Source organism: Afipia sp. GW822-FHT03D08 (genome assembly GCF_058801645.1).
Genome location: NZ_JBXANK010000001.1, coordinates 2,874,165 through 2,899,966, shown reverse-complemented (window position 1 = coordinate 2,899,966; position 25,802 = coordinate 2,874,165). Strand labels below are relative to the sequence as shown.

Annotated in this window: 26 protein-coding genes; 14 read left to right on the top strand and 12 right to left on the bottom strand. The window is 61.7% G+C overall.

Translation table 11 applies throughout. The features are described from left to right. Positions 1-67: 67 nt before the first annotated feature. The 3 genes from leuS to holA are packed head-to-tail and all read left to right on the top strand — an operon-like array spanning position 68 to position 4,292. A complete protein-coding gene (leuS, locus tag AC1RM7_RS14335) occupies positions 68-2,698 on the top strand; it encodes a leucine--tRNA ligase (protein ID WP_024921037.1) in 2,631 nt (876 codons plus the stop codon). Beyond that, positions 2,685-3,239: an LPS assembly lipoprotein LptE gene (locus AC1RM7_RS14330; RefSeq protein WP_024921038.1), complete on the top strand. Its 555-nt coding sequence runs from the start codon at positions 2,685-2,687 to the stop codon at positions 3,237-3,239. Before leuS ends, AC1RM7_RS14330 begins: the two co-directional genes overlap by 14 nt. A gap of 24 nt (positions 3,240-3,263) precedes the next feature. Beyond that, positions 3,264-4,292 (top strand): DNA polymerase III subunit delta, encoded by a 1,029-nt coding sequence (holA, locus tag AC1RM7_RS14325; RefSeq protein ID WP_024921039.1) that lies wholly within the window; start codon positions 3,264-3,266, stop codon positions 4,290-4,292. Between the two features lie 148 nt (positions 4,293-4,440). On the opposite strand, the gene AC1RM7_RS14320 is transcribed toward holA, so the two are convergent. From AC1RM7_RS14320 to hemJ, 8 genes are all read right to left on the bottom strand, one after another. Continuing rightward, on the bottom strand, positions 4,441-5,328 hold the full coding sequence (locus tag AC1RM7_RS14320) for a ParB/RepB/Spo0J family partition protein (RefSeq protein WP_006023297.1): 888 nt from the start codon (positions 5,326-5,328) through the stop codon (positions 4,441-4,443). A 92-nt stretch (positions 5,329-5,420) separates the two neighbouring features. Continuing rightward, positions 5,421-6,278, bottom strand: a complete 858-nt coding sequence (locus tag AC1RM7_RS14315) for a ParA family protein (RefSeq protein WP_006023298.1) — start codon at positions 6,276-6,278, stop codon at positions 5,421-5,423. A gap of 36 nt (positions 6,279-6,314) precedes the next feature. Beyond that, positions 6,315-6,971, bottom strand: coding sequence for a 16S rRNA (guanine(527)-N(7))-methyltransferase RsmG (rsmG, locus tag AC1RM7_RS14310; RefSeq protein ID WP_024921040.1), 657 nt, complete (start codon positions 6,969-6,971; stop codon positions 6,315-6,317). A gap of 8 nt (positions 6,972-6,979) precedes the next feature. Then, a complete protein-coding gene (mnmG, locus tag AC1RM7_RS14305) occupies positions 6,980-8,848 on the bottom strand; it encodes a tRNA uridine-5-carboxymethylaminomethyl(34) synthesis enzyme MnmG (protein ID WP_034460584.1) in 1,869 nt (622 codons plus the stop codon). Positions 8,849-8,991: 143 nt separating this feature from the next. Continuing rightward, entirely contained in the window at positions 8,992-10,326 is a 1,335-nt protein-coding gene (mnmE, locus tag AC1RM7_RS14300) for a tRNA uridine-5-carboxymethylaminomethyl(34) synthesis GTPase MnmE (protein WP_024921042.1), read from the bottom strand. Positions 10,327-10,457: 131 nt separating this feature from the next. After that, positions 10,458-11,165, bottom strand: coding sequence for a GNAT family N-acetyltransferase (locus AC1RM7_RS14295; protein ID WP_024921043.1), 708 nt, complete (start codon positions 11,163-11,165; stop codon positions 10,458-10,460). Positions 11,166-11,333: 168 nt separating this feature from the next. Beyond that, the gene (rho, locus tag AC1RM7_RS14290) at positions 11,334-12,599 is read right to left on the bottom strand and encodes a transcription termination factor Rho (RefSeq protein ID WP_006023303.1); all 1,266 of its coding nucleotides are present in this window, start codon (positions 12,597-12,599) and stop codon (positions 11,334-11,336) included. Positions 12,600-12,875: 276 nt separating this feature from the next. Further along, the gene (gene hemJ, locus AC1RM7_RS14285) at positions 12,876-13,298 is read right to left on the bottom strand and encodes a protoporphyrinogen oxidase HemJ (protein WP_024921044.1); all 423 of its coding nucleotides are present in this window, start codon (positions 13,296-13,298) and stop codon (positions 12,876-12,878) included. A 522-nt stretch (positions 13,299-13,820) separates the two neighbouring features. Between hemJ and AC1RM7_RS14280 the strand changes: the two genes are divergently transcribed. The 4 genes from AC1RM7_RS14280 to dnaQ are packed head-to-tail and all read left to right on the top strand — an operon-like array spanning position 13,821 to position 16,608. After that, positions 13,821-14,663, top strand: a complete 843-nt coding sequence (locus tag AC1RM7_RS14280; RefSeq protein WP_006023305.1) for a pyruvate, water dikinase regulatory protein — start codon at positions 13,821-13,823, stop codon at positions 14,661-14,663. Further along, positions 14,660-15,268, top strand: coding sequence for a Maf family protein (locus AC1RM7_RS14275; protein WP_006023306.1), 609 nt, complete (start codon positions 14,660-14,662; stop codon positions 15,266-15,268). The genes AC1RM7_RS14280 and AC1RM7_RS14275 overlap by 4 nt, the downstream gene beginning before the upstream one ends. Positions 15,269-15,282: 14 nt before the next feature. Then, positions 15,283-15,882, top strand: coding sequence for a dephospho-CoA kinase (coaE, locus tag AC1RM7_RS14270; protein WP_024921045.1), 600 nt, complete (start codon positions 15,283-15,285; stop codon positions 15,880-15,882). 30 nt (positions 15,883-15,912) lie between these two features. After that, positions 15,913-16,608, top strand: a complete 696-nt coding sequence (gene dnaQ, locus AC1RM7_RS14265) for a DNA polymerase III subunit epsilon (protein ID WP_024921046.1) — start codon at positions 15,913-15,915, stop codon at positions 16,606-16,608. 45 nt (positions 16,609-16,653) lie between these two features. On the opposite strand, the gene secB is transcribed toward dnaQ, so the two are convergent. Further along, complete coding sequence (gene secB, locus AC1RM7_RS14260) at positions 16,654-17,139, bottom strand: protein-export chaperone SecB (protein WP_024921047.1); 486 nt, start codon at positions 17,137-17,139, stop codon at positions 16,654-16,656. A gap of 399 nt (positions 17,140-17,538) precedes the next feature. Between secB and AC1RM7_RS14255 the strand changes: the two genes are divergently transcribed. The 3 genes from AC1RM7_RS14255 to AC1RM7_RS14245 are packed head-to-tail and all read left to right on the top strand — an operon-like array spanning position 17,539 to position 20,520. After that, positions 17,539-18,237 carry a Tim44/TimA family putative adaptor protein gene (locus AC1RM7_RS14255; protein ID WP_006023310.1) on the top strand — a complete coding sequence of 233 codons (699 nt, stop codon included), beginning with the start codon at positions 17,539-17,541 and terminating at the stop codon, positions 18,235-18,237. Next, positions 18,215-19,939 carry a murein transglycosylase A gene (mltA, locus tag AC1RM7_RS14250; protein WP_024921048.1) on the top strand — a complete coding sequence of 575 codons (1,725 nt, stop codon included), beginning with the start codon at positions 18,215-18,217 and terminating at the stop codon, positions 19,937-19,939. The genes AC1RM7_RS14255 and mltA overlap by 23 nt, the downstream gene beginning before the upstream one ends. Next, positions 19,936-20,520 carry a Smr/MutS family protein gene (locus tag AC1RM7_RS14245; RefSeq protein ID WP_024921049.1) on the top strand — a complete coding sequence of 195 codons (585 nt, stop codon included), beginning with the start codon at positions 19,936-19,938 and terminating at the stop codon, positions 20,518-20,520. Before mltA ends, AC1RM7_RS14245 begins: the two co-directional genes overlap by 4 nt. A gap of 5 nt (positions 20,521-20,525) precedes the next feature. On the opposite strand, the gene hslU is transcribed toward AC1RM7_RS14245, so the two are convergent. Genes hslU through hslV form a run of 3 tightly spaced genes read right to left on the bottom strand, consistent with a single transcriptional unit; the run spans position 20,526 to position 23,034 of the window. Continuing rightward, the gene (hslU, locus tag AC1RM7_RS14240; RefSeq protein WP_006023313.1) at positions 20,526-21,827 is read right to left on the bottom strand and encodes an ATP-dependent protease ATPase subunit HslU; all 1,302 of its coding nucleotides are present in this window, start codon (positions 21,825-21,827) and stop codon (positions 20,526-20,528) included. A gap of 47 nt (positions 21,828-21,874) precedes the next feature. Beyond that, positions 21,875-22,486, bottom strand: coding sequence for a DUF2585 domain-containing protein (locus AC1RM7_RS14235; RefSeq protein ID WP_024921050.1), 612 nt, complete (start codon positions 22,484-22,486; stop codon positions 21,875-21,877). Further along, positions 22,483-23,034 carry an ATP-dependent protease subunit HslV gene (hslV, locus tag AC1RM7_RS14230; RefSeq protein ID WP_024921051.1) on the bottom strand — a complete coding sequence of 184 codons (552 nt, stop codon included), beginning with the start codon at positions 23,032-23,034 and terminating at the stop codon, positions 22,483-22,485. Before hslV ends, AC1RM7_RS14235 begins: the two co-directional genes overlap by 4 nt. A gap of 182 nt (positions 23,035-23,216) precedes the next feature. Here hslV and hisB point away from each other — a divergent pair, with 182 nt between their 5' ends. The 4 genes from hisB to hisA all read left to right on the top strand — a co-directional run bounded on the left by hisB (position 23,217) and on the right by hisA (position 25,789). Next, positions 23,217-23,810 carry an imidazoleglycerol-phosphate dehydratase HisB gene (gene hisB / locus AC1RM7_RS14225; RefSeq protein WP_006023316.1) on the top strand — a complete coding sequence of 198 codons (594 nt, stop codon included), beginning with the start codon at positions 23,217-23,219 and terminating at the stop codon, positions 23,808-23,810. Between the two features lie 106 nt (positions 23,811-23,916). Beyond that, positions 23,917-24,405, top strand: coding sequence for a DUF2628 domain-containing protein (locus tag AC1RM7_RS14220; protein WP_006023317.1), 489 nt, complete (start codon positions 23,917-23,919; stop codon positions 24,403-24,405). Continuing rightward, positions 24,402-25,052 (top strand): imidazole glycerol phosphate synthase subunit HisH, encoded by a 651-nt coding sequence (gene hisH / locus AC1RM7_RS14215; RefSeq protein WP_006023318.1) that lies wholly within the window; start codon positions 24,402-24,404, stop codon positions 25,050-25,052. Before AC1RM7_RS14220 ends, hisH begins: the two co-directional genes overlap by 4 nt. Further along, complete coding sequence (gene hisA, locus AC1RM7_RS14210; RefSeq protein ID WP_024921052.1) at positions 25,049-25,789, top strand: 1-(5-phosphoribosyl)-5-[(5-phosphoribosylamino)methylideneamino]imidazole-4-carboxamide isomerase; 741 nt, start codon at positions 25,049-25,051, stop codon at positions 25,787-25,789. Before hisH ends, hisA begins: the two co-directional genes overlap by 4 nt. Positions 25,790-25,802: the final 13 nt, after the last annotated feature.

Below are 25,802 nucleotides of genomic sequence, written 5' to 3'. Positions count from 1 at the left end.
ACCCCTCGCGGTCTTTTGTGGCTAGTCTGCCGCCTCCTGAATCCCCCTTTGGCAGACGACCCATCCGATGAGCACCGAACGCTATAACGCCCGCGAATCCGAGCCACGCTGGCAAAAGCTCTGGGACGAGCGGGCGATTTTCGCCACGCGCAACGACGATCCCCGGCCGAAATATTACGTGCTCGAGATGTTCCCCTATCCGTCGGGGCGCATCCACATGGGTCACGTCCGCAATTACACCATGGGCGACGTGGTCGCGCGCTACATGCGCGCCAAGGGCCACAATGTGCTGCATCCGATGGGCTGGGACGCCTTCGGCCTGCCGGCCGAAAATGCCGCGATCGAGCGCAAGGTGGCGCCGAAGGCATGGACCTACGAGAACATCGCCGCGATGAAGAAGCAGCTCCAGACCATGGGGCTGTCGCTCGACTGGTCGCGCGAATTCGCGACCTGCGATCCGAGCTACTACAAACATCAGCAGAAGATGTTTCTGGATTTCATGAAGGCTGGGCTCGCCGAGCGCGAAAAGCGCAAGATCAACTGGGACCCGGTCGACATGACCGTGCTCGCCAACGAGCAGGTGATCGACGGCCGCGGCTGGCGCTCCGGCGCCGTCGTCGAACAGCGCGAAATGAATCAGTGGGTCTTCAAGATTACGAAGTACTCGCAGGATCTGCTTGACGCGCTCGACACGCTCGATCGCTGGCCCGACAAGGTGCGGCTGATGCAGCGCAACTGGATCGGCCGCTCCGAAGGCCTGCTGATCCGTTTCGCGCTCGACCCGGCGACCGCCCCCGGCGGCGAGAACGAACTCAAGGTTTTCACGACGCGTCCCGATACGCTGTTCGGCGCCAAGTTCATGGCGATTGCGCCGGATCATCCGCTCGCGCAGGCGGCAGCGGCGAAAAACCCGAAGCTCGCCGAATTCATTGCCGAGACCAAACGTCAGGGCACCGCGCAGGAAATCATCGACACCGCCGAGAAGCAGGGCTTCGACACCGGCATCAAGGCCGTGCATCCGTTCGATCCGGACTGGAAGCTGCCGGTCTATGTCGCCAACTTCGTGCTGATGGAATACGGCACCGGGGCGATCTTCGGCTGCCCCGCGCACGATCAGCGCGATCTCGATTTCGTCAACAAATACGGTCTCGGAAATACGCCGGTGGTCTGTCCGCCGGACGTCGATCCGAAATCATTCGTCATTACGGACACCGCCTATGACGGCGAAGGCCGCATGATCAACTCGCGTTTCCTTGATGGCATGACCATCGAGGAGGCGAAGGAAGAGGTCGCCAGGCGCCTCGAGAGCGCAACGCGCGGCAATACGCCGGTCGCCGAGCGGCAGGTGAACTTCCGCCTGCGCGACTGGGGGATTTCGCGCCAGCGCTACTGGGGCTGTCCGATCCCCGTGATCCATTGCCCGACGTGCGATGTGGTGCCGGTGCCGGACAAGGATTTGCCGGTCGTGCTGCCGGAGGATGTGACCTTCGACAAGCCGGGCAATGCCCTCGATCATCATCCGACCTGGAAGCACGTCACCTGCCCGCAATGCGGCGGCAAGGCGACACGCGAAACCGATACGATGGATACGTTCGTCGATTCGTCGTGGTACTTCGCGCGCTTCACCGATCCGTGGAACGAGAACGCGCCGACGACACGCAATGTCGTCGATCGCATGATGCCGGTCGACCAGTATATCGGCGGCGTCGAGCATGCGATCCTGCATCTGCTGTACAGCCGCTTCTTCGTCCGCGCGATGAAGGCAACAGGGCACATCGGCATGGACGAGCCGTTCGCCGGCATGTTCACGCAAGGCATGGTGGTGCACGAAACCTACAAGAAGCAGGACGGCACCTTTGCCTCGCCGGCCGAGATCAGCATCGAGACCGTCGGCGACAAGCGCATCGCGACACTGCTGACGACGAAAGAGCCGATCGAGATCGGCCCGATCGAAAAGATGTCGAAGTCGAAGCGCAACACCGTCGACCCCGACGACATCATCGGCACCTACGGCGCCGACACCGCCCGCTGGTTCATGCTGTCCGACTCGCCGCCCGACCGCGACGTGATCTGGAGCGAGGAAGGCGTGCAGGGCGCCGGCCGTTTCGTCCAGCGCATCTGGCGGCTGGTAAATACCGCCGCTCCGCTTCTGCCGAAGCCGGGGACGGCCATCCCGGAAAACAACGACGGCGCGATGGCGCTCCGGCGCATCGCGCACCGCACCCTTGCGGATGTCTCCACCGCGATCGAACGGCTGCGGTTCAACACCGCGATCGCAAAGCTCTATACCTTCGTCGGCGCGCTGGGCGACGTCGTCGACGGGCCGGCGAAATCCCTGCAGACCGACCCCGCCGTCGCAGCGGCGGCGCGGGAGGCATTCGACATCCTGGTCCGGCTGATCTCCCCGATGATGCCGCATCTGGCCGAGCAATGCTGGCAGGCTCTGGGGCATCAGGAACTGGTTTCGGAGGCAAATTGGCCTGAAACCGAAGCCAAATTGCTGGTCGATGACACAATTACGCTCCCGGTGCAGGTTAATGGCAAGAAACGCGCGGATGTCACGGTCGCCCGAAATGCTTCAAATGGGGAAATTGAGGCTGCCGTTTTGGTACTCGATGCAGTAAAATCGGCACTGGACGGGAAATCTCCCCGAAAAGTCATTATCGTTCCGCAGAGGATCGTGAATGTCGTGGTTTGATAAGCGCATCGCTGTCCGGCTCATCGCCGTGGCTGCCCTTGCGGCCCTGACGGCCGGGTGCTTCCAGCCGATGTACGGCGAGCGGAGCGCGACCGGCGGATCGGCCCTGCGCGAGAAGCTGCAAGGCGTCGAGGTTCCCCCGCTCAACCTGCCGAACGGTTCACGCGAGGCGCGGCTTGGTGTCGAGATCCGCAACAATCTGATGTTCAGCATGTACGGCAGCGCCGTCGGCGGACCGCCCACCCACCGTCTGGTGATGCGGCTCACCACATCCCGCCTGTCGATCATCGTCGATCCCACCACCGCCCGGCCCGACATCGAAAACTATGGCATCGATGCGACCTATGAGCTGAAGGACAACGCCACCGACAAGACGGTCTTGACCGGTACGACCTTCTCGCGCGTGTCCTATGACATTCCGGGACAGGCACAACGCTTCGCCCGATCGCGCGGACTGCGTGACGCCGAAGACCGCGCTGCAAAGGTCATCGCCGACAATATCAGCCAACGTCTCGCATCGTTCTTCATCGCCGGCACCTGATCGACACTCAGCCCTGAGATAATTGTGGTCGCGCTTCGCGGGAAAGAAATCGACGCGTTTCTGGCCCGGCCCGATCCATCGCGGCCGATCATCCTGCTCTATGGTCCCGACGCTGGCCTCGTGCGCGAGCGCGCCGACGCCTTGATGGCATCGGCCGTCGACGATCCGAACGATCCTTTTTCCCTGGTCAGGATGGACGGCGACGAACTCGCCGCCGAGCCGTCACGGCTGGTTGACGAAGCCATGACTGTGCCGCTGTTCGGCGGCCGCCGCGCGATCCGGATTCGCGCCGGCTCGCGCAGCTTCGCAAGCGGCATCGATACGCTGGCCGAGATGCAGCCGAAGGATTGCCGCATCGTCATCGAGGCCGGCGAACTGCGCCCGGATGCGCCGCTGCGGAAAGCCTGCGAGAAGGCCAAGACCGCCGTGGCCATCGCCTGCTACGCCGACACCGAGCGCGATCTTGCGAAGCTGATCGACGACGAACTGCGGCTGTCGAATCTGAAGATTGCGCCAGACGCGCGCGCAGCGCTGACGTCACTGCTCGGCGGCGACCGGCAGGCGTCACGCAACGAGATTCGGAAAGTCGCGCTTTACGCCCATGGTCAGCGCGAGGTCACACTCGATGACGTGGTCGCCATCGTGACCGACGCATCTGGCCTGGCGCTCGATCCGATCGTCGACAATGCCTTTGCGGGACGTGCCGCCGATGTCGAAACGGCCTTCGCCAAAGCGATGGCCGCAGGCACCTATCCGGGCTTGATTATCATGTCGGCGCAGCGCCACGCAGCGCTGCTGCACAAGGCGCGTCTGTCGATCGAAGAGGGCCGCGGCGAACTTGAAGCACTCGACAGCGGATTTCCGCGGCTGCACTTTTCGCGCAAGACGCTGGTCGAAACGGCGCTGCGGAACACCACCTCCGAGCGTATGGCCCGGGTCATGGCGCAACTGGCCGACGCGGCGTTCGACATGCGCAAGCAGTCTTCGCTGGCGGAAGTCATTGCACAGCGTGCGCTGCTTGCAATTGCCGTGAATACGCGGCGGCGAGGGTAGGCGTTACTCGGTTGTCATCACCGGGCCTGTCCGGTGATCCCGATTACCAAGGCACTCTGCTCAATTGGTCGAGATGGCCGGGACAAAGGGGCGTTCACGCCCGTCTTCGACGGGCTATGCCCGGCCATGACATCTTTTGCCGAAGCAGTTACTTGCCTGCTTCCAGCCGCCGCAAAATCTCGTCGAGCTGATCGAGATCGGTGTACTTGATCTGCACCGTGCCGCCAGGATTGCGGTGATCGACGCTGACCTTCAGGCCGAGCACATCGCTGACCCGCTTTTCGAGCGCGATGGTGTCGGGATCTTTGACCTTGGCAGAACCGCCACCGCGCGCCTTCTGGGCGCCGCGCTCCGGCACGCCTTCTTCATGCGCCAGCGCTTCGGTCTGACGCACGTTCAGACCTTCCTCGACAATTCGCTTTGCCGCGGCTGCGGCATCCGGCACGCCGATCAGCGCGCGCGCGTGACCCGCCGACAGTTTGCCTTCGGCGATGTAGGCCTGAACCTGATCGGGCAGCTTGGTCAGGCGCATCATGTTCGCGACATGGCTGCGGCTCTTGCCGACGATCTTGGCGATGTCTTCCTGGCTGCGTTTGAACTCCGCGGCGAGCGCGTGATAGCCCTGCGCTTCTTCCATCGCGTTCAGGTCGGAGCGCTGCACATTCTCGATGATCGCGATTTCGAGCGCGTCGCTGTCGTTCACTTCGACAGTGACGATCGGCACATCGTGCAAACCGGCGCGCTGCGACGCGCGCCAGCGCCGCTCGCCGGCGATGATCTCGAAACGATCCTGCGCGCCCTTCACCGGCCGCACCACGATCGGTTGAATTACGCCATGCTGCTTGATCGACGCCGACAGTTCATTGAGTTCTTCGTCGGAAAAAGTCCGGCGCGGATTGCGCGGGTTGGCTTTCAGAAATTCGATCGGAACGCGTCGCGGCGTGCGGGCGGGACGGTCGACATGCGCCGCCTCGCCGCCAACATCTCCGATCAGACTTGCAAGACCGCGACCCAGTCGCGAACGCTCCTCGGCCATTGCCGCTTCCCTCGCACTCAACTCACGCACTCCTGCTTCACAGACTTTTCGGTGCGGCGATCTTCATCGCCGCCAGCATTCACGTCGCAGGATCAGTGCGTGCGCAACTCGCGCTCGCGCTGAATGACTTCAGTCGCGAGTTTCAGATACGCTTCGCTGCCGACGCACTTGAGATCGTAGACCAGAACCGGCTTGCCGTAGGACGGCGCTTCGGAAATGCGCACGTTGCGCGGGATCATGGTGTCGTAAACTTTCTTGCCCATGAACTGGCGCACATCGGCGACGACCTGGTTCGACAGGTTGTTGCGCGAGTCGAACATCGTCAGCACGATGCCGTGAATCGACAGCGTCGGGTTGAGCGTCGAGCGCACCTGCTCCACCGTCTGCAGCAACTGCGACAGACCTTCGAGCGCGAAGAACTCACACTGCAGCGGAACGAGAATGGCATGCGACGCCGCCATGGCGTTGACGGTGATGAGGTTGAGCGACGGCGGGCAATCGACCAGCACGTAGGTGTAGTCGGTGTCCGGCGCGACATTGACGTTGAGATCGGCGATGGCGTCGCGCAGACGAAACGCACGGTCGCGCGTGGTGCCGAGTTCGAGTTCAAGACCCGAGAGATCCATGGTCGAAGCCGCGATGTGCAGGCGAGGCACCGCGGTCGGAATGATCGCCTCGCGCAGCTTGGCCTCGCCGACCAGCACGTCATAGGTCGAGCAGCTGCGGTTGCGGCGATCGATGCCGAGACCGGTCGACGCGTTGCCCTGCGGATCGAGATCGACGATCAGCACCCGCTCGCCGATGGCAGCCAGCGCAGTCCCGAGATTGATCGCGGTCGTGGTCTTGCCGACGCCGCCCTTCTGATTGGCCAGCGCCAGGATCCGGGGATGACCCCGCTCGCCCGTCGCCGCGCCGTTTTCGTCCTCAAAAATTCCGCCGATGCCAACCATGTGCCTGGCCGCCTTGTACCTGTTACTGCCGGACGATTATCGCCGCTCGATCTTGTTGAGCTCGACGATCCAGCCGTGTCCGCCTGTGCGGCTGGGATGCAAAATGGGCTCGATATTCCAGTATTTAGTAGCTTCCGTCAATTCAGACTCTACATCTTGTCCCTTTAGAAAGAGTGCCTTCGCACCTCGTTGCACCAAAGGTTCTGCATAGCCCAGCAACATATGTAGTGGAGCGACCGCGCGCGCTGTGACGCAATCTATCGGCGCCTTTGAGCTATCCACATAATCCCCGATGTCGGCGAGGATAACCGAGCCGGCCGCCCCGGTGACCCGCAGCGCTTCGCGCAGAAACGCCGCCTTCTTGGCGATTCGTTCGACAAGCTGGACGGACGCGCCTTCATGCTCCGCCATCGCGCAGGCCAGAACCACCCCGGGAAAACCACCACCGCTGCCGAAGTCCAGCCAACGTCTTGCCGACGGCGCGAGATCCAGAAGCTGGAGCGAGTCGGCAATGTGCCTGATCCAAAGCTGCGGAAGCGTGGAGGGCGCGACGAGATTGGTCTTGGCCTGCCACGCCACCAGCAAATCGACATAGCGATCGAGCCGTGCCTCTGTTTCACGTGAAACAGGCGTGAGCGCCAATGCCGCCGCCTTGTCCGAAGCTGGGATGGAAATGGGGGCCGCTTTGGCCATGGGATGCCTCAGGCCGACGCGACGGCAGACCGGCGTGCCTCACGGCGGAGATAGGCCGCGAGAATTGCCAGCGCTGCCGGAGTCATGGCCTCGATCCGGCCCGCCTGCCCGATGGTCCGGGGCCGAACCTTCTCCAACTTCTGCCGGGCTTCATTCGAAAGGCCCGGAACGGCACCATAATCGACATCGGTCAGCACCAGACCTTCGTCGCGGCGGAAGGCCTGCACGTCGGCGGCCTGGCGAGCCAGATAGACGTCGTACTTGGCATCGATCTCCAGATGGACGGCGATCTTCGGGTCGATCCCGTTAAGCTGCGGCCAGATCGATACGACGCTGGCCCACTCGACCTCCGGATAGGCCAGCAGCTCGAATGCTGTCCGGCGCTGGCCATCGTGGTTCAGCATCAGACCGTGCTTTGCGGCCTCGTTCGGCGTTACTGAGAGGGATTTCGCCAATGATTTCGCGGTGTTAAGTTCGGCGATCTTGGCAGCGTGACGCCCTGCCCGTTCGCTGCCGACGCATCCCAGGGCAATGCCACGATCGGTCAGGCGCTGATCGGCATTGTCGGCCCGGAGGGTCAGACGGTACTCGGCTCGGGAGGTGAACATCCGGTACGGTTCGGTGATCCCGCGCGAGGTCAGGTCGTCGATCATCACGCCGAGATAACCGTCGGCGCGGTCGAACACGACCGGTTCAGCGCCACCGGCCAGCAAGGCAGCATTCAATCCGGCCACGAGACCCTGCGCACCGGCTTCTTCATAGCCGGTGGTGCCGTTGATCTGTCCGGCCAGGAAAAGACCCGGCACGCGCTTGGTCTGGAGGGTCGGATCGAGTTCGCGCGGATCGACATGGTCGTATTCGATGGCATAGCCCGGCCGGACCATTTTCACATGCTCGAGGCCCGGAATGGTCGCCAGAATTGCCTGCTGGACCTCTTCCGGCAGCGAGGTCGAGATGCCGTTGGGATAAACCGTGGTGTCGTCCAGCCCTTCCGGCTCCAGGAAGATCTGATGTCCGTCGCGGTCGCCAAACCGGACGATCTTGTCCTCAATTGACGGGCAATAGCGCGGGCCGGAACTTTTGATCTGGCCGGAGTACATTGGCGAGCGATGGACATTGGCCCGGATGATCTCGTGGGTCGCATTGGTGGTCCGGGTGATCCCGCATTCGATCTGCGGGGTCGTAATCCGGTCCGTCAGCACCGAAAACGGCTCGATCGGATCGTCTCCGGGCTGCATTTCCACCGCCGACCAGTTGATCGTCGATCCGTCAAGCCGCGGCGGCGTCCCTGTCTTGAGACGGCCCAGGATAAATCCGGCTCGCTCAAAGGATTTGGATAGACCCATCGCCGGCGCTTCCCCAACCCGGCCTGCGGGCCAGTTCTTCTCACCGAGATGAATCAGCCCCCGCAGGAAGGTCCCGGTGGTCACGACCACAGCGCCAACGGCAAATTCCCGCCCATCGCCAAGACGAATCCCGCAGATTCGGCCCTCGGACAGCAAAAGCTCGTCGGCTTCGCCCTCAATCACGGTCAGGTTGGGCGTGCCCCGGATTTCCGCCTGCATCGCCGCCGCATAAAGCTTACGGTCGATCTGGGCACGGGGACCACGCACGGCCGGTCCCTTCCGGCGATTCAGAACCCGGAACTGGATGCCACCCTGATCGGCCATCCGGCCCATCAGGCCATCCAGAGCATCGATTTCCCGGACCAGATGGCCCTTTCCAAGGCCTCCGATGGCAGGATTGCAGGACATCGCGCCGATGGTTGCAAACTGATGGGTCACAAGCGCCGTTTTGGCACCCGCGCGCGCGGACGCCGCCGCGGCTTCACAGCCGGCGTGGCCTCCTCCGATCACAATGACGTCGAATGTCTGCATGGTCAGACTTCTATCGCGTTGGTGCGAAAGCTGAAAGCCGGAAATCGATCTGACGTGTTTCACGTGAAACAATGAAAGGTTCCGCCGCCTGTTTCACGTGAAACAGGTCCAGTGGCCGACCGGAACCTCAGTCGGCCAGTGGCCTACTTGCCAATACAGAACTCGCGGAAGATCACATCGAGGATGTCCTCGACATCCACCCGTCCGGTCAAACGGCCCAACGAATGAATCGCGATTCGGAGCTCCTCCGCCAGAAGCTCGTCGCCCTTTCCGGCCGAGCGCCCTGCCCGGTCCAGTGCCGCCACAGTCTCGCGCAGCAATGTCCGGTGCCGGGCGCGGCTGACCAGCGCCATTTCGCCCGCCCCGAAGTAATCCTGGGCATAGGCCACCAGCGCCGCGATCAACTCCGGGACGCCGTCGCCCTGCGCGGCGGAAATATCGAACTGCGCCCCAGCCCCGCCCTCGCCCTTCGCCGCAACCAGATCGACCTTGTTGCGGACGAGCCAGACCGGCGCGTGGTCGCCTTCGTTCTGCGGCGACGGCGTGGCCTTGTCGTTGGCATCGACAAGCCACAGCACCAGGTCGGATGTGCGGGCGCGATCGCGCGCGCGGCGGACGCCCTCCTGCTCAACCGGATCATGGGTGTCGCGCACACCTGCGGTGTCGATCAGCGTCACCGGATAGCCGTCGAGATCGAGATGGACTTCGATCACATCGCGCGTGGTGCCGGCATTCGGCGAAACAATCGCAGCTTCGCGCCGCGCAAGACGATTGAGCAGCGTCGACTTGCCGGCGTTGGGCGGACCGGCGATCGCAACCGTCAGACCTTCGCGCAGGCGTTCACTTTGTGCCGATGAACAAAGGGTTTCTTCGATTTCAGATTTGAGCGCTGCGATCCTGTGCAGCGCCGGCGCGACAAGCTCTGCCGACACATCGCCCTCGTCCGAGAAATCGATCCCCGCTTCGATCAGCGCCGACGCTTCAATGATCTGCTGCCGCCAGGTCTCGGCGCGCACGCCAAGCAAGCCCTTCAGATGCCGCAACGCCTGACGGCGCTGACGATCGGTGTCGGCGTGGATCAGATCGTCGAGACCTTCGGCTTCGGTCAGATCGAGCTTGCCGTTCTCGAACGCGCGGCGCGTGAACTCGCCCGGATCCGCGGGACGCAAGCCGTCGATAGATCCAAGCGCATCGAACATGGCCGCAATGACGGCGCGTCCACCATGGACATGAAATTCTGCGACGTCTTCGCCGGTCGCGCTGCCCGGACCTGGAAACCAGAGCACCACCGATTCGTCGATCGCGCTGCCGTCGAGGTCTCGCAAAGTCGCAAGATGCGCCACGCGGGGTGTCGGCAGTTTCCGGCACAGCCGCTCAACCGCTGCCCTCGCCTGCGGGCCAGACACGCGGATGATGGCAATCGCCGAGGGGGCACGGCCGGACGACAGGGCGAAGATGGTCTGGTCAGCGGAATGCATGCCTATTTGTCGGACACCCGTCCGGCAGGCAACGAAAAATCCCCGAAGGTCGTGAATCTATAATTGCTGCGGCGCAATATGTTGCAGCGTCTACCGCAATAATTTTCCTTATTGCGATGCACAATCAAATTTCACCCGCGCGCTGCGATCATCGTCTCCGACAGCGACACTCGCTGCCCCCCGTCCCGGTCGAAATTCTCCGGCACCAGCCACCTCTCGTAAGCGCCTTTCAATGCTGGCCACTCGCTGTCGAGAATTGAAAACCAAGCCGTGTCCCGGTTGTGGCCTTTGACCACCAGATGATTGCGGAAAATTCCCTCGAAGCGAAATCCGAGCCGCAGCGCGGCGCGGCGCGATGGCGCGTTGAGCGAATTGCACTTCCATTCGTAACGCCGGTAGCCGAGCTCATCGAACACATAGCGCATCAAAAGATACATCGCCTCGGTAGTGGCGGGCGTCCGTTTGAGTGTGTCGGCATAATGGATGCTGCCGATCTCAACGACGCCATTGGCGGGATCTGGCCGCATGAACGCGCAAACGCCACCGGCGCGTCCCGACGCGCGGTCAATGATGGCGCTGTAAATGTAATCCTTGCTGTTCGCAGCTTCGGTCAGCCAGGTCAGAATGCCGGCGTCATCCGCAAAGGGACCGATGAACAGATACACCCACGATGCTTCGTCGGTGTCTCTGAATGCAGCGAGCAGATCGTCACCGTGACGCGCAACATCGAGCGGTTCGATGCGGCAGGTGCGGCCATCGATCGTGACCGGTTGCGGCGACGCACGGCGCGTCCAGCCGGGCAGAGCAGCGCCGAGCGGAAGACTGGGATTTAACGACAAGACACAACCTCCCTTGCTGCCGCAGCTTGTCCCGATGCGAGCAGCGCAATCATCCTGACTTGGTAGGCCGAAAATGCAAATGCCCGGCGCATCGATACGAAGACATGCTTCGCACTGACGGGCCGGGCATCGCACAACAAGCTGACCGCTGCTGGCGGTCAGAAGTTCTTAGGTGTTCATCGAGTCGAAGAACTCTGAGTTGTTCTTGGTGTTGCGGAGCTTGTCGAGCAGGAAGTCGATCGCGTCCATGGTGCCCATCGGATTGAGAATGCGGCGCAGGACGTACATCTTCTTGAGCAACTGCGGATCGGTGATGAGCTCTTCCTTGCGCGTACCGGAGCGCGAGATGTCGATCGCCGGGAAGGTGCGCTTGTCCGAAACCTTGCGGTCGAGAATGAGTTCGGAGTTGCCGGTGCCCTTGAACTCTTCGAAAATCACTTCATCCATGCGGCTGCCGGTATCGACCAGTGCGGTCGCGATGATGGTGAGCGAACCGCCTTCCTCGATGTTACGTGCGGCACCGAAGAAACGCTTCGGGCGCTGCAACGCATTGGCATCGACGCCGCCGGTCAGCACCTTGCCGGAGCTTGGTACGACGGTGTTATACGCACGTCCTAGACGCGTGATCGAGTCGAGCAGAATGACCACGTCGCGGCCGTGTTCAACCAGACGCTTGGCCTTCTCGATCACCATCTCGGCGACCTGAACGTGACGCACCGCCGGCTCGTCGAAGGTCGAGGACACAACTTCACCCTTCACCGAACGCTGCATGTCGGTGACTTCTTCCGGACGTTCGTCGATCAGAAGAACGATCAGATAGCACTCGGGATGATTGGCCGTGATCGAATGCGCGATGTTCTGCATCAGCACCGTCTTGCCGGTGCGGGGCGGTGCGACGATCAGCGCGCGCTGGCCCTTGCCGATCGGAGCGACGATGTCGATGACGCGGGCCGAAAGATCCTTGCGTGTCGGATCATCGAGTTCAAGACGGAAACGCTCGTCCGGAAACAGCGGCGTCAGGTTATCGAAGTTGACCTTGTGCTTGGACTTCTCGGGGTCCTCGAAGTTCAGCGTGTTGACCTTGAGCAGCGCGAAGTAGCGTTCGCCTTCCTTTGGGCTGCGGATATGGCCTTCAATGGTGTCACCGGTGCGCAATCCGAAGCGGCGGATCTGCGATGGCGAGACATAAATATCATCGGGGCCGGGCAGGTAATTGGCGTCCCATGAGCGCAAGAATCCAAAACCGTCGGAGAGAACTTCGACGACGCCTTCACCGATGATGTCGGTTTCCTGGATCGCAAGCTGCTTGAGAATGGCGAACATCAGCTCCTGCTTGCGCATGGTGCTGGCATTTTCGACCCCAAGCTCTTCGGCGAACGAGACAAGCTCCGCCGGAGTTTTGGTTTTGAGGTCCTGTAGTTTGATTTCCCGCATTGGGGTTGTCCTGTGGAGCATGTGGAGAAAAAGAGAGGGGAGGGGAGCGGAAGGTTCAGCCTGCTGACGACATACGGACTAAAAACGCGATCAGAAGTCCGCAGGTCTTGAGCGAGGAAGGTGCCGGGAGGCTTCGAACCTGATGTGGCGGCCGGTCCAACAATGAGACCGGGACTCAACCACATCCGCCTGCGTTCGGTGGGATGACAAGAATATAGAAAATCGTCCGGGTCTTCGCAAGCAGGTCGTTGCCGCTTCACTTGGCAACGCGTTGTCCTAAAACGGTTTGACGATCACCAGAATGACAATTCCGATCATCAGGACAGTCGGTACTTCATTGATAATACGGTAGAATTTCTGACTTCGGGTATTCCGGTCACTGGCGAAATCCCGCACCCTGGCTGCGAAAAATCCATGAACGCCCGACAGAATCAGCACCAGCAGGAATTTTGCGTGAAACCAGCCTGAAACATACCAGCCACCCTGCCAGACCAGCCATAAACCGGCCAGCCAGGTCACGATCATCGCCGGCTCGATGATCGCCCGCAGCAACCGCCGCTCCATCACCTTGAATGTCTCGGACTGCTTCGACCCAATTTCAGCTTCACAGTGATAAACAAACAGACGCGGCAGATAGAGCATGCCTGCCATCCATGAAATCACGGCGATCACATGCAGCGCCTTGATCCATTCGTACATCGCGTCTTCTTCTCTGCTGAGCTTATTGTTGCCACGAAACCGGTCTTTCCAGTTTCGATAGGCAGGAACCAATTTCTGCCCGGTGGGTTGAGCAGCATCGGTAGATGACGCGAGAAGGGGTCTGTCCGCAAGCACCACTTCCTTAAAGAATCCTTTTAGATTCTTAAGTTTGAGTCAGTGTAGCCGTGATTAGCGCTCGCGCATTTCTCTCCAGTGTTTATCCAGTGTTCGTCCACAAGCCGCCGGTTTGTACCCGGTGCTGGTCTCTATGAGAGCCGTGGAAAATACGCCGATGGTTTCAAGCATTTGCCTGCTGTTGGCCCGCCATTATCCCAAGACAAATCCACACAACCCCGCTACCATCGAAGTGAAGGTTAGATTTCATCCCGAAATCAGCGCTGTGAATGAATAGGCGAGTTATCCCGGCTGGTGCCGACGGGTGCCTGAGCGAGGCCAATATGCCCACAGGGATTCACAGCGATTCACAGCCGCCGGATTGAGCGGAAACGGGTTCGACACGCCATGGCGCCTACCACCGGCAGTTATTTTCACCTCCACATGATTTCCGATTCGACCGGTGAAACGCTGATCACCGTCGCGCGTGCGGTGGCTGCGCAGTACTCCAACGTCTCGCCGGTGGAGCATGTCTATCCCCTGGTTCGCAGTCAGAAGCAGCTCGATCGTGTTCTCGCGGAAATCGAGGAAGCGCCGGGAATTGTACTGTTCACGTTGCTGGAAAAGGATCTGGTCGAGCGGCTTGAAGCCAAATGCCAGGAAATCAATATTCCGAGCCTGTCGATCATCGGTCCGGTGATGCAGTTGTTTCAGGCCTATCTCGGCACCGAAACCTCGCGCCGCGTCGGCGCGCAGCACACCCTCAACGCCGAGTATTTCAAGCGGATCGACGCGCTGAACTACACGATGATGCATGACGACGGCCAGCACGTCGAAGGGCTGGAGGAGGCCGATGTGGTTCTCGTCGGCGTCTCCCGCACATCGAAGACCCCGACCTCGATCTACCTTGCCAACCGCGGCGTTCGCACCGCCAACGTTCCGCTGGTGCCGGGAATTCCAATCCCGCATCAGCTTGAAACGCTGAAGAATCCGCTTGTGGTCAGCCTTCATGCGACGCCGGAGCGACTGATACAGGTGCGGCAAAATCGCCTGCTCGGCATCGGCAAGACTGGTGACGATACCTATATCGATCGTCAGGCCGTGACCGAGGAAGTTGCGTTTGCCCGGAAACTCAGCGCGAAGTTCGACTGGGCGCTTCTCGATGTGACACGGCGCTCCATCGAGGAAACCGCCGCGGCTATCATGAAGCTCTTTGCCGATCGCCAGCGTCAGAAGGCATCGCAAACGTGACTGTCTGGCGTGAACGGCAACCGTTGATTCTGGCGTCGCAAAGTGCTGTGCGAAAAAGCCTGCTTGCGAATGCAGGTATCGCCGTTGAGACCATCCCGGCTGACATTGACGAACGTGCCATCCAGGATGAATCAGGTCTGAAAAATCCGGGTGAGATCGCGGCGCTCCTTGCCGGCGAGAAGGCAAAGTTTATTTCTCTCAGGCATCCGGGCCGGTATGTGGTCGGGGCGGATCAGACGCTGGCGCTGGGCGAACGGCTTTTCAGCAAGCCCGCAAATCGCGCCGCGGCTTCGGCGCAGATCGCAACGCTTTCCGGGCAGACCCACGAATTGCACAGTGCGGTCAGCGTGACAAAGGACGGTGCGCCGCTGTTTTCCCATGTCAGTGTGGCGCGCATGACGATGCGGGCCCTGACTGAGCGCGAGATCGCCGCTTATATCGATGAGGCTGGCGACGCGATCACCGCAAGTGTCGGCGCCTATCAGTTGGAACGCACCGGTGTGCACCTGTTCGAGCGCATCGAGGGCGACCATTTTACCATTCTGGGATTGCCGCTGCTGCCGCTGCTTGGTTTTCTGCGCAGCCGCAACCTGCTGGCTGTTTGATGAAAGAAGTGACGATGCTGCTGCTGGGTCTGACCGGTTCGATCGGGATGGGGAAATCGACCACCGCGAAGCTGTTCGAGGAGGCTGGGGTGCCGGTCTATGACGCCGACGCCACGGTCCATAAGGTCTATGAGGGTGAGGCTGCGCCGGCGGTGGAAGCGGCGTTTCCGGGCAGCACGGTGAACGGCAAGGTGGACCGGCAAAAGCTGTCGGCCATGGTCGTGAACAACGCCGATGCCATGAAAAAGCTTGAGGCCATTGTGCATCCCATGCTGCGCAGTCATCAGCTCAGGTTCCTCAGCGATGCGGAAAAGTCCGGCGCGCCGGTGGCGGTGCTCGATGTGCCGTTGCTGTATGAGACCGGCGGTGAGAACCGCGTCGATGCGGTGGTGGTTGTCACCACCGCGCCGGAGATCCAGCGCGAACGTATCCTGGCGCGGGACAACATGACCCCCGAGAAGCTCGATGCCATTCTGTCGCGCCAGCTTCCCGATGCCGAAAAGCGCAAACGGGCGGATTTTGTCGTGGACACATCCCATGGCCTGGACCCGGTGCGGCAGCAGATCGGTGAAATTCTCCGCGAAGTCGTTAAAATGCCAAGACGGCGAAGCTGATTCGCTAAACCAACCGGCATTCTCACATTCATGCGCGAAATTGTTCTCGATACCGAAACCACAGGCCTCGATCCGCTGCGCGGTGATCGGCTGGTCGAGATCGGCTGTGTCGAGATGATCAACCGCATGCCCACGGGGCAGACGTTCCACGTCTACCTCAATCCCGAGCGCGACATGCCGCAGGAAGCCTTCGCGGTGCATGGGCTGTCGAGCGAGTTTCTCGCCGACAAGCCTTTGTTCGCGGCGGTGGCTGATGATTTCCTGACATTCATCGGGGACGCGCCGCTGGTCATTCACAATGCGTCGTTCGATATCGGCTTTATCAACGCGGAACTGACCAAGGTTTCGCGGGCGGCGATCCCGCGCGACCGTCTGGTCGACACGCTGACGCTGGCGCGCCGCAAACATCCCGGTGTGTCGAACCGGCTCGACGATCTGTGTTCGCGCTACGCCATCGACAATTCCCGCCGCACCAAGCACGGCGCGCTGCTCGACGCGGAACTGCTGGCGGAGGTCTATATCGATCTGATTGGCGCGCGGCAGTCGCAGCTTATTCTGTCGGAAACGCGTCAGTCGTTCAGCACGGGACAGACGGATGCACCACGCCGGCAGCGCGAAGTTCCGCTTGCGCCGCGCATCACCGAAGCGGATGTCGCCGCACACACAGCCTTCGTCGCGACGCTGGGCGGCACGCCGGTCTGGAACGAATTTTCCAAGGAAAACTGAAGCGGCGCGAAGGTGCGCCGCTGAGCCCTAAGCCCGGTTCAAGGCTTAGCTCGGCTTGACCTGCTGCTGCTGTTCGGCCTGACGCGCCATGTTCTGGCGGTAGAGGCCGACGAAATCCACCGGGTCGAGCATCAGCGGCGGGAAGCCACCCGAGCGCACCGACGTCGCGATGATTTCCCGGGCGAACGGGAACAGCAGCCGCGGGCACTCGATCATGATGAACGGGTGCATGCTGTCCTGCGGGACGTTCTGAATGCGGAACACGCCGGCATAGATCAGTTCAAAGGCGAACAGCACAAGATTGTCGGTCTCGGCCTTGCCCTCGATGGAGAGCGAGACTTCAAAGTCATGCTCGGCAACCGCGTTCGCGGTGACATTGATCTGAATGTTGATGGTGGGCTGCTTCTCCTGGGCCGCCAGCGAAGCCGGAGAGTTCGGATTCTCGAACGAGAAGTCCTTGATGTATTGCGCCAGGACGTTGAACTGGGGCGGGGCCGCGTTCTCGAGAGGTGCACCGTTGCCGTTGGTCATGAGTAGATCTCTCCGAGAAGGTGGAAGCGGAATCGCCCGAGGAGCGATCCGGTCCGGGAACTGCCTGCGAAAAAGGCCCTGGCGGCGGAAACGTCCGCTTCGGGAATGGGACAGGCCTTTGTTGGGGCGAGTGGCTATCATAGCCTTGCCTCATTCGACAAGGACGATAGGCCTCATTCTGTTGCGTTTCGGCTGGCTCTGACCGCTGGATCGGGTAGAATTAAGCGAAACAGGCGCCGTGAATGCCCCAAACCCTGTCTTTTGGGCGCTTCAAAGCGCGGCATATGGCGGTGTTGGCTGGACCGGGTTTCGTGCCTACATGTGACAGGTAAATTCGTTGGTGCCCCATCCGGGTTGTTTTTCGGGTTGCGTGAAGCACCGATCAGAAAGTGAAGCGACGTGGATATTTACACTATCATTTTTCTGGCTCTGGCCGTCTTCATCTTCCTGCGGCTGCGCAACGTATTGGGACAGCGCACCGGTGACGAACGTCCGCCGTTCGACCTGCCGGCGCGGGGCAATGCGCGCATGTCCGACAATGTCGTGCCGCTGCCCGGCAAAACCATCGATCAGGCGCCGCTGGCGCCATCGGCCGAACCTGCGGTCGCGGTTGACCGGTGGAAGGGAATTGCCGAATCCGGATCAGCGCTTGCGCGCGGTCTCGATCAGATCGCGGTTTCAGACCCGTCATTCGATGCGCAGCATTTCATCAGCGGCGCCAAGAGCGCGTATGAGATGATCGTGCTCGCGTTCGCCAATGGCGATCGGCGCACGCTGAAGGATCTGCTGTCGTCCGAGGTCTATGAAGGATTCGAGGCGGCGATCAAGGAACGCGAGCAGCGCGGCGAAAAGGTCGAGACCCGGTTCGCGTCGATCGACAAGGCCGAGATCGTCAACGCGGAAACGCGCGATCGGTCCGCCCAGATCACCGTCCGGTTTGTGTCCCAGATGATTTCGGTCACGCGCGACAAGGCCGGCACCGTCGTCGATGGCAATGCGGAAAAGCTCACCGATGTCACAGATGTCTGGACATTCGCCCGTGACATCGCGTCGCGCGATCCGAACTGGAAGCTGGTTGGGACGGAAAGCGGACAGTAACGACGTTGCTGCGCCCGGTGCACGAGCCGGGCGTTTTGGCGCGTGGCTGAAAGCGGGAGCGGCCGGACTTTGTGTCGCCGCCTTTGTTCTCGCGGACGCCCAGGCGAGAGCGAGCCGCCATACCTCCCACGAACATCGTGAACATCAAAGGCGCGGACCGGTTGTCTGGCCGCTGGAATTTCCCGGCGCTCAGTACGCGCCGCTGAAATGGAGCGAGGTCGCCGGTTGGGCCGACGACGATCCGCTCCCCGCCTTCAAGACGTTTCGTGCAAGCTGCAAGCCGATTGCAGCGCAGAAGGCTCCGCTCGCAGAGAGCAAGGCGCTCGGCACGTCGCTGCGCGATTCCTGCATCGCCGCCAGAGCCGAGGATATTTCGGACAGCGCCAAGGCGCGCGAATTCTTCGAGAAGAATTTCACGCCGTTGCTGATTTCGCGGATCGGTGAGGACGCCGGCTTTGTCACCGGCTATTACGAGCCGATCGTGGACGGCTCGCGGGTCCAGACCGATGTGTACAACGTGCCGGTCTATCGGCGGCCGTCGAACCTGTTCGTGCGCGGATACTCGCAGGCCAATTCCAGCATGCCGAACAAGGGTCAGGTGTTCCGCAAGATCGGGCGGCGCAAGCTGGTGCCTTATTACGACCGCGCCGAGATTGAAGACGGTGCGATCGCAGGACGCGGGCTCGAAGTTGTGTGGCTGAAGAGCCAGACCGATTTGCTGTTCATCCAGATTCAAGGCTCGGCACGAATCAAGCTTGAGGATGGCTCGGTCGTGCGCATCAACTATGATGCACATAACGGCTTTCCCTATATGCCCGTCGGCCGCATCCTGATCGAACGCAACATCATTCCCAAAGATCAGATGTCGATGCAGAAGATCAGGGAATACATGGAGCAGAGCCCGGACGCCGCGAAAGAACTGCGCCGGCAGAATCGCTCCTATGTGTTCTTTCGCGAAGTGAAGCTCGGGGCGGATGACGAGGCGGTCGGCGCGCAGGGCGTGCCGCTGACGGCGGGGCGTTCGATCGCGGTCGACAAGTCGCTGCACGTTTATGGCACGCCATTCTTTATCGAAGGCAACCTGCCCATTGAGTCAGACACATCGAACACGCCGTTCCGCCGGTTGATGATCGCGCAGGACACCGGCTCGGCGATCATCGGTCCGGCGCGCGCGGACATATACTTCGGTGCCGGCGCCGATGCAGGCCGCGTCGCCGGCCGCCTGAAGAATCCCGCCCGCTTCGTCATGCTGCTGCCGAACAGTCTCGATCCGGTTGCGCGCGGCAAGACCATGCCGCTGCCGGAAGACCGGCCGTCGGCGACCATTGCCAAACTTTTTCCCCAGACCGAGCCTGAGAAGCAGCCGGTGAAGGAGACACCGAAGGAAGCTGCTAAAGACGCGCCTAAGGAAACAGTCAAGGAAGCTGCGAAAGAGCAGCCCAAAACTGAATCAAAGACCGAAGCAACGACTGAGCCGAAGGCTGTGCCCAAGGATCCGCCAGTCGATACGAACAAGACTGCTGCACCCAAAGAGCAGCCAGCCGCTCCAACTCCCCCTGCCGCAACAGCCGCGCCCGTCGCTCAGGCGGTGCCGTTGCCCGAAGCGCGTCCCAAGGCTGCGCCTGAAGCAACACCGGCAACCGTGAAATCCGATACGCCGCGCCGCTCAAAGCATCACCGGCGCACTCGTTATCGCCAATGAAACGTCCGCGTAATCTCGATCCACCGCCTGTGTCCCGACGAAAGCGCGCGCTCAGCCGCGAAGAGGTCGAACTGTGGGAAAGCGTGGCGAAACAGGCGAAGCCGCTGCGCAAGAGGCCGCGTTCGCTGAAGGCTTCCGCAGAAGCGCTGGACGAATCCCCGGTCGCTCCGAAGCTGGCACCGGCACCGAAATCGCCAGCGATGCATCGAAAGATTCCGGCCGCTCCGCCAACGCCGCCGCCGCTTGCGCCGCTCGGGCGGCGTGAGCGCTCCCAGCTCTCACGCGGCCGGAAGGAGATCGACGCGCGGCTTGATCTGCACGGCATGACGCAGACCAAAGCGCACCGCGTGCTGTTGAGCTTCCTGCATCACGCGCACGAGAATGGCATGGCCTTCGTTCTCATCATCACCGGCAAGGGCCGCACGGTGGGACCGGAGTCGGAGCGCGGCGTGCTCCGCCGTCAGGTCCCGCACTGGCTGGGGCTGCCGGAATTCCGCAGCTTCGTGATCGGCTTTGAGGAAGCTCACATCGGCCACGGCGGCGAGGGCGCGCTTTATGTGCGCGTCCGCCGGGCGCGGTAGGCCGATTACAGGATGAACCGGCTGAGATCGGTGTTCTTGGCCAGATCGCCGATATGCTTTTTCACATAATCGGCGTTGATCGTGATGGTCTGACCGGTCATGTCCGGAGCGTGGAAAGATGTCTCGTCGAGCACGCGCTCCATCACTGTCTGCAAACGCCGCGCACCGATGTTCTCGATGGTTGAGTTCACCGCGACGGCGATATCGGCAAGCGCGTCGATCGCATCGTCGGTGATGTCGAGGGTCACGCCTTCGGTCTGCATCAGCGCGACATACTGTTTGAGCAGCGACGCTTCGGGCTCGGTGAGAATACGGCGCATGTCGTCCCGGGTCAGTGCCTGCAGCTCGACGCGGATCGGCAGACGGCCCTGCAACTCCGGCAGCAGATCCGACGGCTTGGCGATGTGGAACGCGCCCGACGCAATGAACAGGATATGATCGGTCTTCACCGCGCCGTGCTTGGTGGACACGGTGGTGCCTTCGATCAGCGGAAGCAGGTCGCGCTGCACGCCTTCGCGGGAGACGTCGCCGGCGCGTACGCCATCGCGGACGCAGATCTTGTCTATCTCGTCGAGGAACACGATGCCGTTGTTCTCGACGGCCTGAATGGATTCCTGCACCACCTGTTCGTTGTCGAGCAGCTTGTCGCTTTCCTCGTTGACAAGAATTTCGTGTGAATCCGCGACGCTGAGCCGGCGCGTTTTGGTACGGCCGCCCATCTTGCCGAAGATATCGCCGATCGAGATCGCGCCGACCTGCGCGCCCGGCATGCCCGGAATCTCGAACATCGGCGAGCCGCCGGACGACTGGGTTTCGATTTCGATTTCCTTGTCGTTCAGTTCGCCTGCGCGCAATTTCCTGCGGAAGGAATCGCGCGTAGCGGCACTGGCGTTGGCGCCGACCAGTGCATCGAGCACACGTTCCTCGGCGGCCTGCTGCGCACGCGCCTGCACATCTTTACGCTTGCGTTCGCGAGTCTGCATGATCGCGACCTCGACGAGGTCGCGCACGATCTGCTCAACATCGCGGCCGACATAACCGACTTCGGTGAACTTCGTGGCCTCAACCTTGATGAACGGCGCATTGGCCAGCCGGGCGAGCCGCCGCGCGATCTCGGTCTTGCCGACACCGGTCGGCCCGATCATCAGGATGTTCTTGGGCAATACTTCCTCGCGCAGCGTTCCGGTGAGCTGCTGCCGCCGCCAACGGTTACGCAGCGCGATGGAAACCGCGCGCTTGGCGTCGCCCTGTCCGACAATGAAGCGGTCGAGTTCGGAAACGATTTCGCGGGGGGAGAAGTCTGTCATGGCTCTTAGCTATTGTTGAAGAAGAGGTATCGCAAGCAGCGGCAGGTCTAGATAATCGGCGGCCCGCTCTGCCATTGCCGTATCGCATCGAACGGATGGATCAGCATGATAATGTTCAGCGTCAGGTTGTCGCGGATGTGCAGGCCGACCGCGATCTCGAACACAATGGCGATCAGCACCGTTGCGATCACCGGCAGTTTCCGCGCGGCAATGAAGCCCGCAATCATTGCCAGCGTGTCGGACACCGAATTGACGATGCTGTCGCCGTAATAATCCAGCGAGATGGTGCCGGCGCGATAGCGCTCGATGATGATCGGCGAATTTTCCAGAAGCTCCCAGCCACCCTCGATCAGCATCGCAATCAAAAGGCGCGCGATCCAGGACACGCGCGGCAGCAGCAGCCATGTCAGGCCATAGAACAGGAAGCCGTGAATGATATGGGAGAATGTGTACCAGTCGGTGATGTGTTGCGAATTCTCCGAGCTCAGCACCGCGCCGTGCCACAACTTGACATAACCACAGGTGCAGATCGGCACGCGGCCCATGCCGTAGAGGATTGCCGCCTGCAGCAGAAGCAGCCCCGCCGCGATAACGAATCCCTGGCGCGGCGACAGTCCCGACCTTGCGGGCGAAGCCGCCTGGTCTGCCGCGGTGCTCATGCGCTCAGCGTTTCAAGGGTAACGTTGCGGTTGGTATAGACGCAGATGTCGGCCGCGATATCCAGCGAGCGGCGCACAATCGTCTCGGCGTCCTTGTCGGAATCGGCCAGCGCGCGTGCCGCGGCCAGCGCGTAGTTGCCGCCGGAGCCGATCGCCATCACGCCGTGTTCCGGCTCCAGCACGTCGCCAGTGCCGGTCAGCACCAGCGAGACGTCCTTGTCGGCGACGATCATCATGGCCTCGAGGCGGCGCAGATAGCGGTCGGTGCGCCAGTCCTTCGCCAGTTCGACCGCCGCACGGGTGAGCTGGCCGGGATACTGCTCCAGCTTGGCCTCGAGCCGCTCGAACAGCGTGAAGGCGTCCGCAGTGGCCCCGGCGAAGCCGCCGATGACATCCCCCTTGCCGAGCTTTCGGACCTTCTTGGCGTTGGATTTGATGACGGTCTGGCCGATGGAAACCTGCCCATCGCCGCCAATGACCACCTTGCCGCCCTTGCGGACTGTGAGAATCGTCGTGCCGTGCCAGATTTCGGGCTGTGATGCTTGCATAGAAACCTCGTTGACGGCCTGATCTAGGCACTGGCGCCGCCGGTTGCAATCGACCTGCCGGGGCGGCGAATTCCGGTCACCATATATGAAAACTCAGACAAAAATCGCGTCATCCCGCAGTAGCGAAGGCGTCATGTGCCTGTTAAAAGGGCGCGACTTCCGGCTTCTGGAGAGCACTTTTCATGCGCACGGCCACCATCAAGCGCAAGACCAAAGAAACCGACATCATGGTGTCGGTCAATCTGGACGGGACCGGCATTTCCAATGTCGCGACCGGTATCGGATTCTTCGACCACATGCTGGATCTGCTGGCGCGGCATTCGCGCATCGACATCACCGTTCAGGCCGACGGCGATCTCCATATCGATTACCATCACACCACGGAAGATGTCGGCATTGCGCTCGGGCAGGCTGTGAAGCAGGCGCTCGGCGACATGAAGGGCATCACCCGTTACGCCAGCATCCACATGCCGATGGACGAAACGCTGTCGCGCGTCGTGATCGACATTTCGGGGCGGCCGGTGCTGGTGTTCAAGGCCGAGTTCCCGCGCGACAAGATTGGCGAGTTCGACACCGAGCTGGTGCGCGAGTGGTTCAATGCCTTTGCGATCAACGCCGGCATAACGCTGCATGTCGAGACGCTGTACGGCGAGAACAACCATCATATCGCCGAGTCGTGCTTCAAGGGCCTGGCGCGCGCTTTGCGGGCGGCGGTCGCGATCGATCCGCGCGCCGCAGGCGAAATTCCCTCGACCAAGGGCACGCTCGGCGGCTGATTTGACCTGAAGCGCATGCCGGTCATGCGCTGGACTTCACTTTTGGACCTGCAAGTGACGCACGATCTTTGCCGGATCGTGCCGAACGAGGTTCCGGAGAACGATCATGGCGGTTTACACGGTTCACGCTCCGGCGAGCTACGGCGTCGATGTCCGCACGGCGCCGGAAAAGCTCGTGTTCGTGCGCGACGGGTTTTATGTCTGGGCTTTCGTCGCTGCGATCTTCTGGCTGATCTGGCACCGGCTGTGGCTGGCGCTGCTCGGCTACATCGCGCTGATGATCGTGGCTGAAATCGCAATGTCGGCTGCCGGCGTCGGGTCGGGCGCGCGTTTGCTGGTGATGGCTGTCATCGCATTGCTGGTCGGGCTTGAGGCCGGATCGCTGCGCCGCTGGAAGCTGTCGCGCGGCAAATGGCGTCAGCTCGATGTGGTCACCGCGGATTCGGAAGAAGCCGCCGAGCGGCGGTTCTTTGAACGCTGGAATGCAAGAACTGCGCGCAGCAGCCCGTCGTCACCGCCCCCACTGCCGCGCGCGTCGATTTCGCAGCCGCAAGGCATCATTGGTCTGTTTCCTGAATCCGGAGCGCCGCGTTGAGCGTTGCCATCATCGATTACGGCTCTGGCAATCTGCACTCGGCGGCGAAGGCTTTCGAGCGCGCGTCGCGCGCCATGGAACAGCCGCAGAAGATCGTCGTGACGCGCGATCCCGAAACCGTGTTTCGCGCGGATCGGATTGTCCTGCCGGGGGTCGGCGCGTTCGCGGATTGCCGCAAGGGCCTCGATGCGCTCGACGGCATGGTCGATGCGATGACGGAAGCGGTGCGCGACAAGGCGCGGCCGTTCTTCGGCATCTGCGTCGGCATGCAGTTGATGGCGACCCAGGGCAAGGAGTACGTCACCACGCCGGGGTTCGACTGGATTTCGGGTGATGTCGTGAAGATCACGCCGCGTGAGGAAGACCTGAAGATTCCGCACATGGGCTGGAACACGCTCGATCTGGTGCGCGAACATCCGGTGCTGGAGCGGCTTCCCCTCGGCGACAAGGGCCGCCACGCCTACTTCGTGCATTCCTATCATCTGAACGCGGCGAATGAAGCCGATGTCGTCGCGCGCGCTGACTATGGCGGGCCGGTGACGGCGATCGTCGCCAGGGACACTGCGATCGGCACGCAATTTCACCCCGAGAAGAGCCAGCGCTTCGGTCTCGCCCTGATCTCCAATTTTCTGAAGTGGAAGCCGTGATTCTTTTTCCCGCGATCGATCTCAAGAACGGTGAGTGCGTGCGCCTCGAGCAGGGCGACATGGCGCGCGCGACCGTGTTCAACCTCGATCCCGCCGCGCAGGCGAAAACCTTCGAGACGCAGGGTTTCGAATATCTTCACGTTGTCGATCTCGACGGCGCGTTCGCCGGCAAGCCGATCAATGCGCAGGCCGTTGAGGCGATGCTGAAGGTTGTGAAATTCCCGGTGCAGCTCGGCGGCGGAATCCGCGATCTTGCGACTATCGAGACGTGGCTCGCCAAGGGTATTCGCCGGGTCATTATCGGCACCGCCGCGGTGCGCGATCCTGCGCTGGTGAAAGAAGCCGCGAAGAAATTCCCGGGCCAGGTGGCCGTGGGTCTCGATGCGCGCGACGGCAAGGTCGCGGTTGAGGGCTGGGCGGAAACGTCCACCGTCACTGCGCTCGACATCGCGCAGCGGTTCGAGGATGCCGGTGTCGCGGCGATCATCTTCACTGATATTGCGCGCGACGGCCTGCTCAAGGGGCTTAATCTCGACGCGACGATTGCGCTGGCCGAGGCGATTTCAATTCCGGTGATTGCGTCGGGCGGCTTTGCGTCCATTGCGGACGTGAAGGCGCTGCTCGAGCCTCGCGCCAGAAAGCTGGAAGGCGCGATCTCGGGCCGTGCGCTGTACGACGGCCGTCTCGATCCGGCTGAGGCATTGACGCTGATCCGCAACGCGCGGGCGGCGGCTTAAGGGCAGGGCAACG

Coding starts and splice junctions, on each gene's coding strand:
- leuS (WP_024921037.1), top strand. CDS start 68: ATGAGCACCGAACGCTATAACGCCCGCGAATCCGAGCCACGCTGGCAA.
- AC1RM7_RS14330 (WP_024921038.1), top strand. CDS start 2,685: ATGTCGTGGTTTGATAAGCGCATCGCTGTCCGGCTCATCGCCGTGGCT.
- AC1RM7_RS14320 (WP_006023297.1), bottom strand. CDS start 5,328: ATGGCCGAGGAGCGTTCGCGACTGGGTCGCGGTCTTGCAAGTCTGATC.
- AC1RM7_RS14315 (WP_006023298.1), bottom strand. CDS start 6,278: ATGGTTGGCATCGGCGGAATTTTTGAGGACGAAAACGGCGCGGCGACG.
- rsmG (WP_024921040.1), bottom strand. CDS start 6,971: ATGGCCAAAGCGGCCCCCATTTCCATCCCAGCTTCGGACAAGGCGGCG.
- mnmG (WP_034460584.1), bottom strand. CDS start 8,848: ATGCAGACATTCGACGTCATTGTGATCGGAGGAGGCCACGCCGGCTGT.
- mnmE (WP_024921042.1), bottom strand. CDS start 10,326: ATGCATTCCGCTGACCAGACCATCTTCGCCCTGTCGTCCGGCCGTGCC.
- rho (WP_006023303.1), bottom strand. CDS start 12,599: ATGCGGGAAATCAAACTACAGGACCTCAAAACCAAAACTCCGGCGGAG.
- hemJ (WP_024921044.1), bottom strand. CDS start 13,298: ATGTACGAATGGATCAAGGCGCTGCATGTGATCGCCGTGATTTCATGG.
- AC1RM7_RS14280 (WP_006023305.1), top strand. CDS start 13,821: ATGGCGCCTACCACCGGCAGTTATTTTCACCTCCACATGATTTCCGAT.
- coaE (WP_024921045.1), top strand. CDS start 15,283: ATGCTGCTGCTGGGTCTGACCGGTTCGATCGGGATGGGGAAATCGACC.
- dnaQ (WP_024921046.1), top strand. CDS start 15,913: ATGCGCGAAATTGTTCTCGATACCGAAACCACAGGCCTCGATCCGCTG.
- secB (WP_024921047.1), bottom strand. CDS start 17,139: ATGACCAACGGCAACGGTGCACCTCTCGAGAACGCGGCCCCGCCCCAG.
- AC1RM7_RS14245 (WP_024921049.1), top strand. CDS start 19,936: ATGAAACGTCCGCGTAATCTCGATCCACCGCCTGTGTCCCGACGAAAG.
- hslU (WP_006023313.1), bottom strand. CDS start 21,827: ATGACAGACTTCTCCCCCCGCGAAATCGTTTCCGAACTCGACCGCTTC.
- AC1RM7_RS14235 (WP_024921050.1), bottom strand. CDS start 22,486: ATGAGCACCGCGGCAGACCAGGCGGCTTCGCCCGCAAGGTCGGGACTG.
- hslV (WP_024921051.1), bottom strand. CDS start 23,034: ATGCAAGCATCACAGCCCGAAATCTGGCACGGCACGACGATTCTCACA.
- hisB (WP_006023316.1), top strand. CDS start 23,217: ATGCGCACGGCCACCATCAAGCGCAAGACCAAAGAAACCGACATCATG.
- AC1RM7_RS14220 (WP_006023317.1), top strand. CDS start 23,917: ATGGCGGTTTACACGGTTCACGCTCCGGCGAGCTACGGCGTCGATGTC.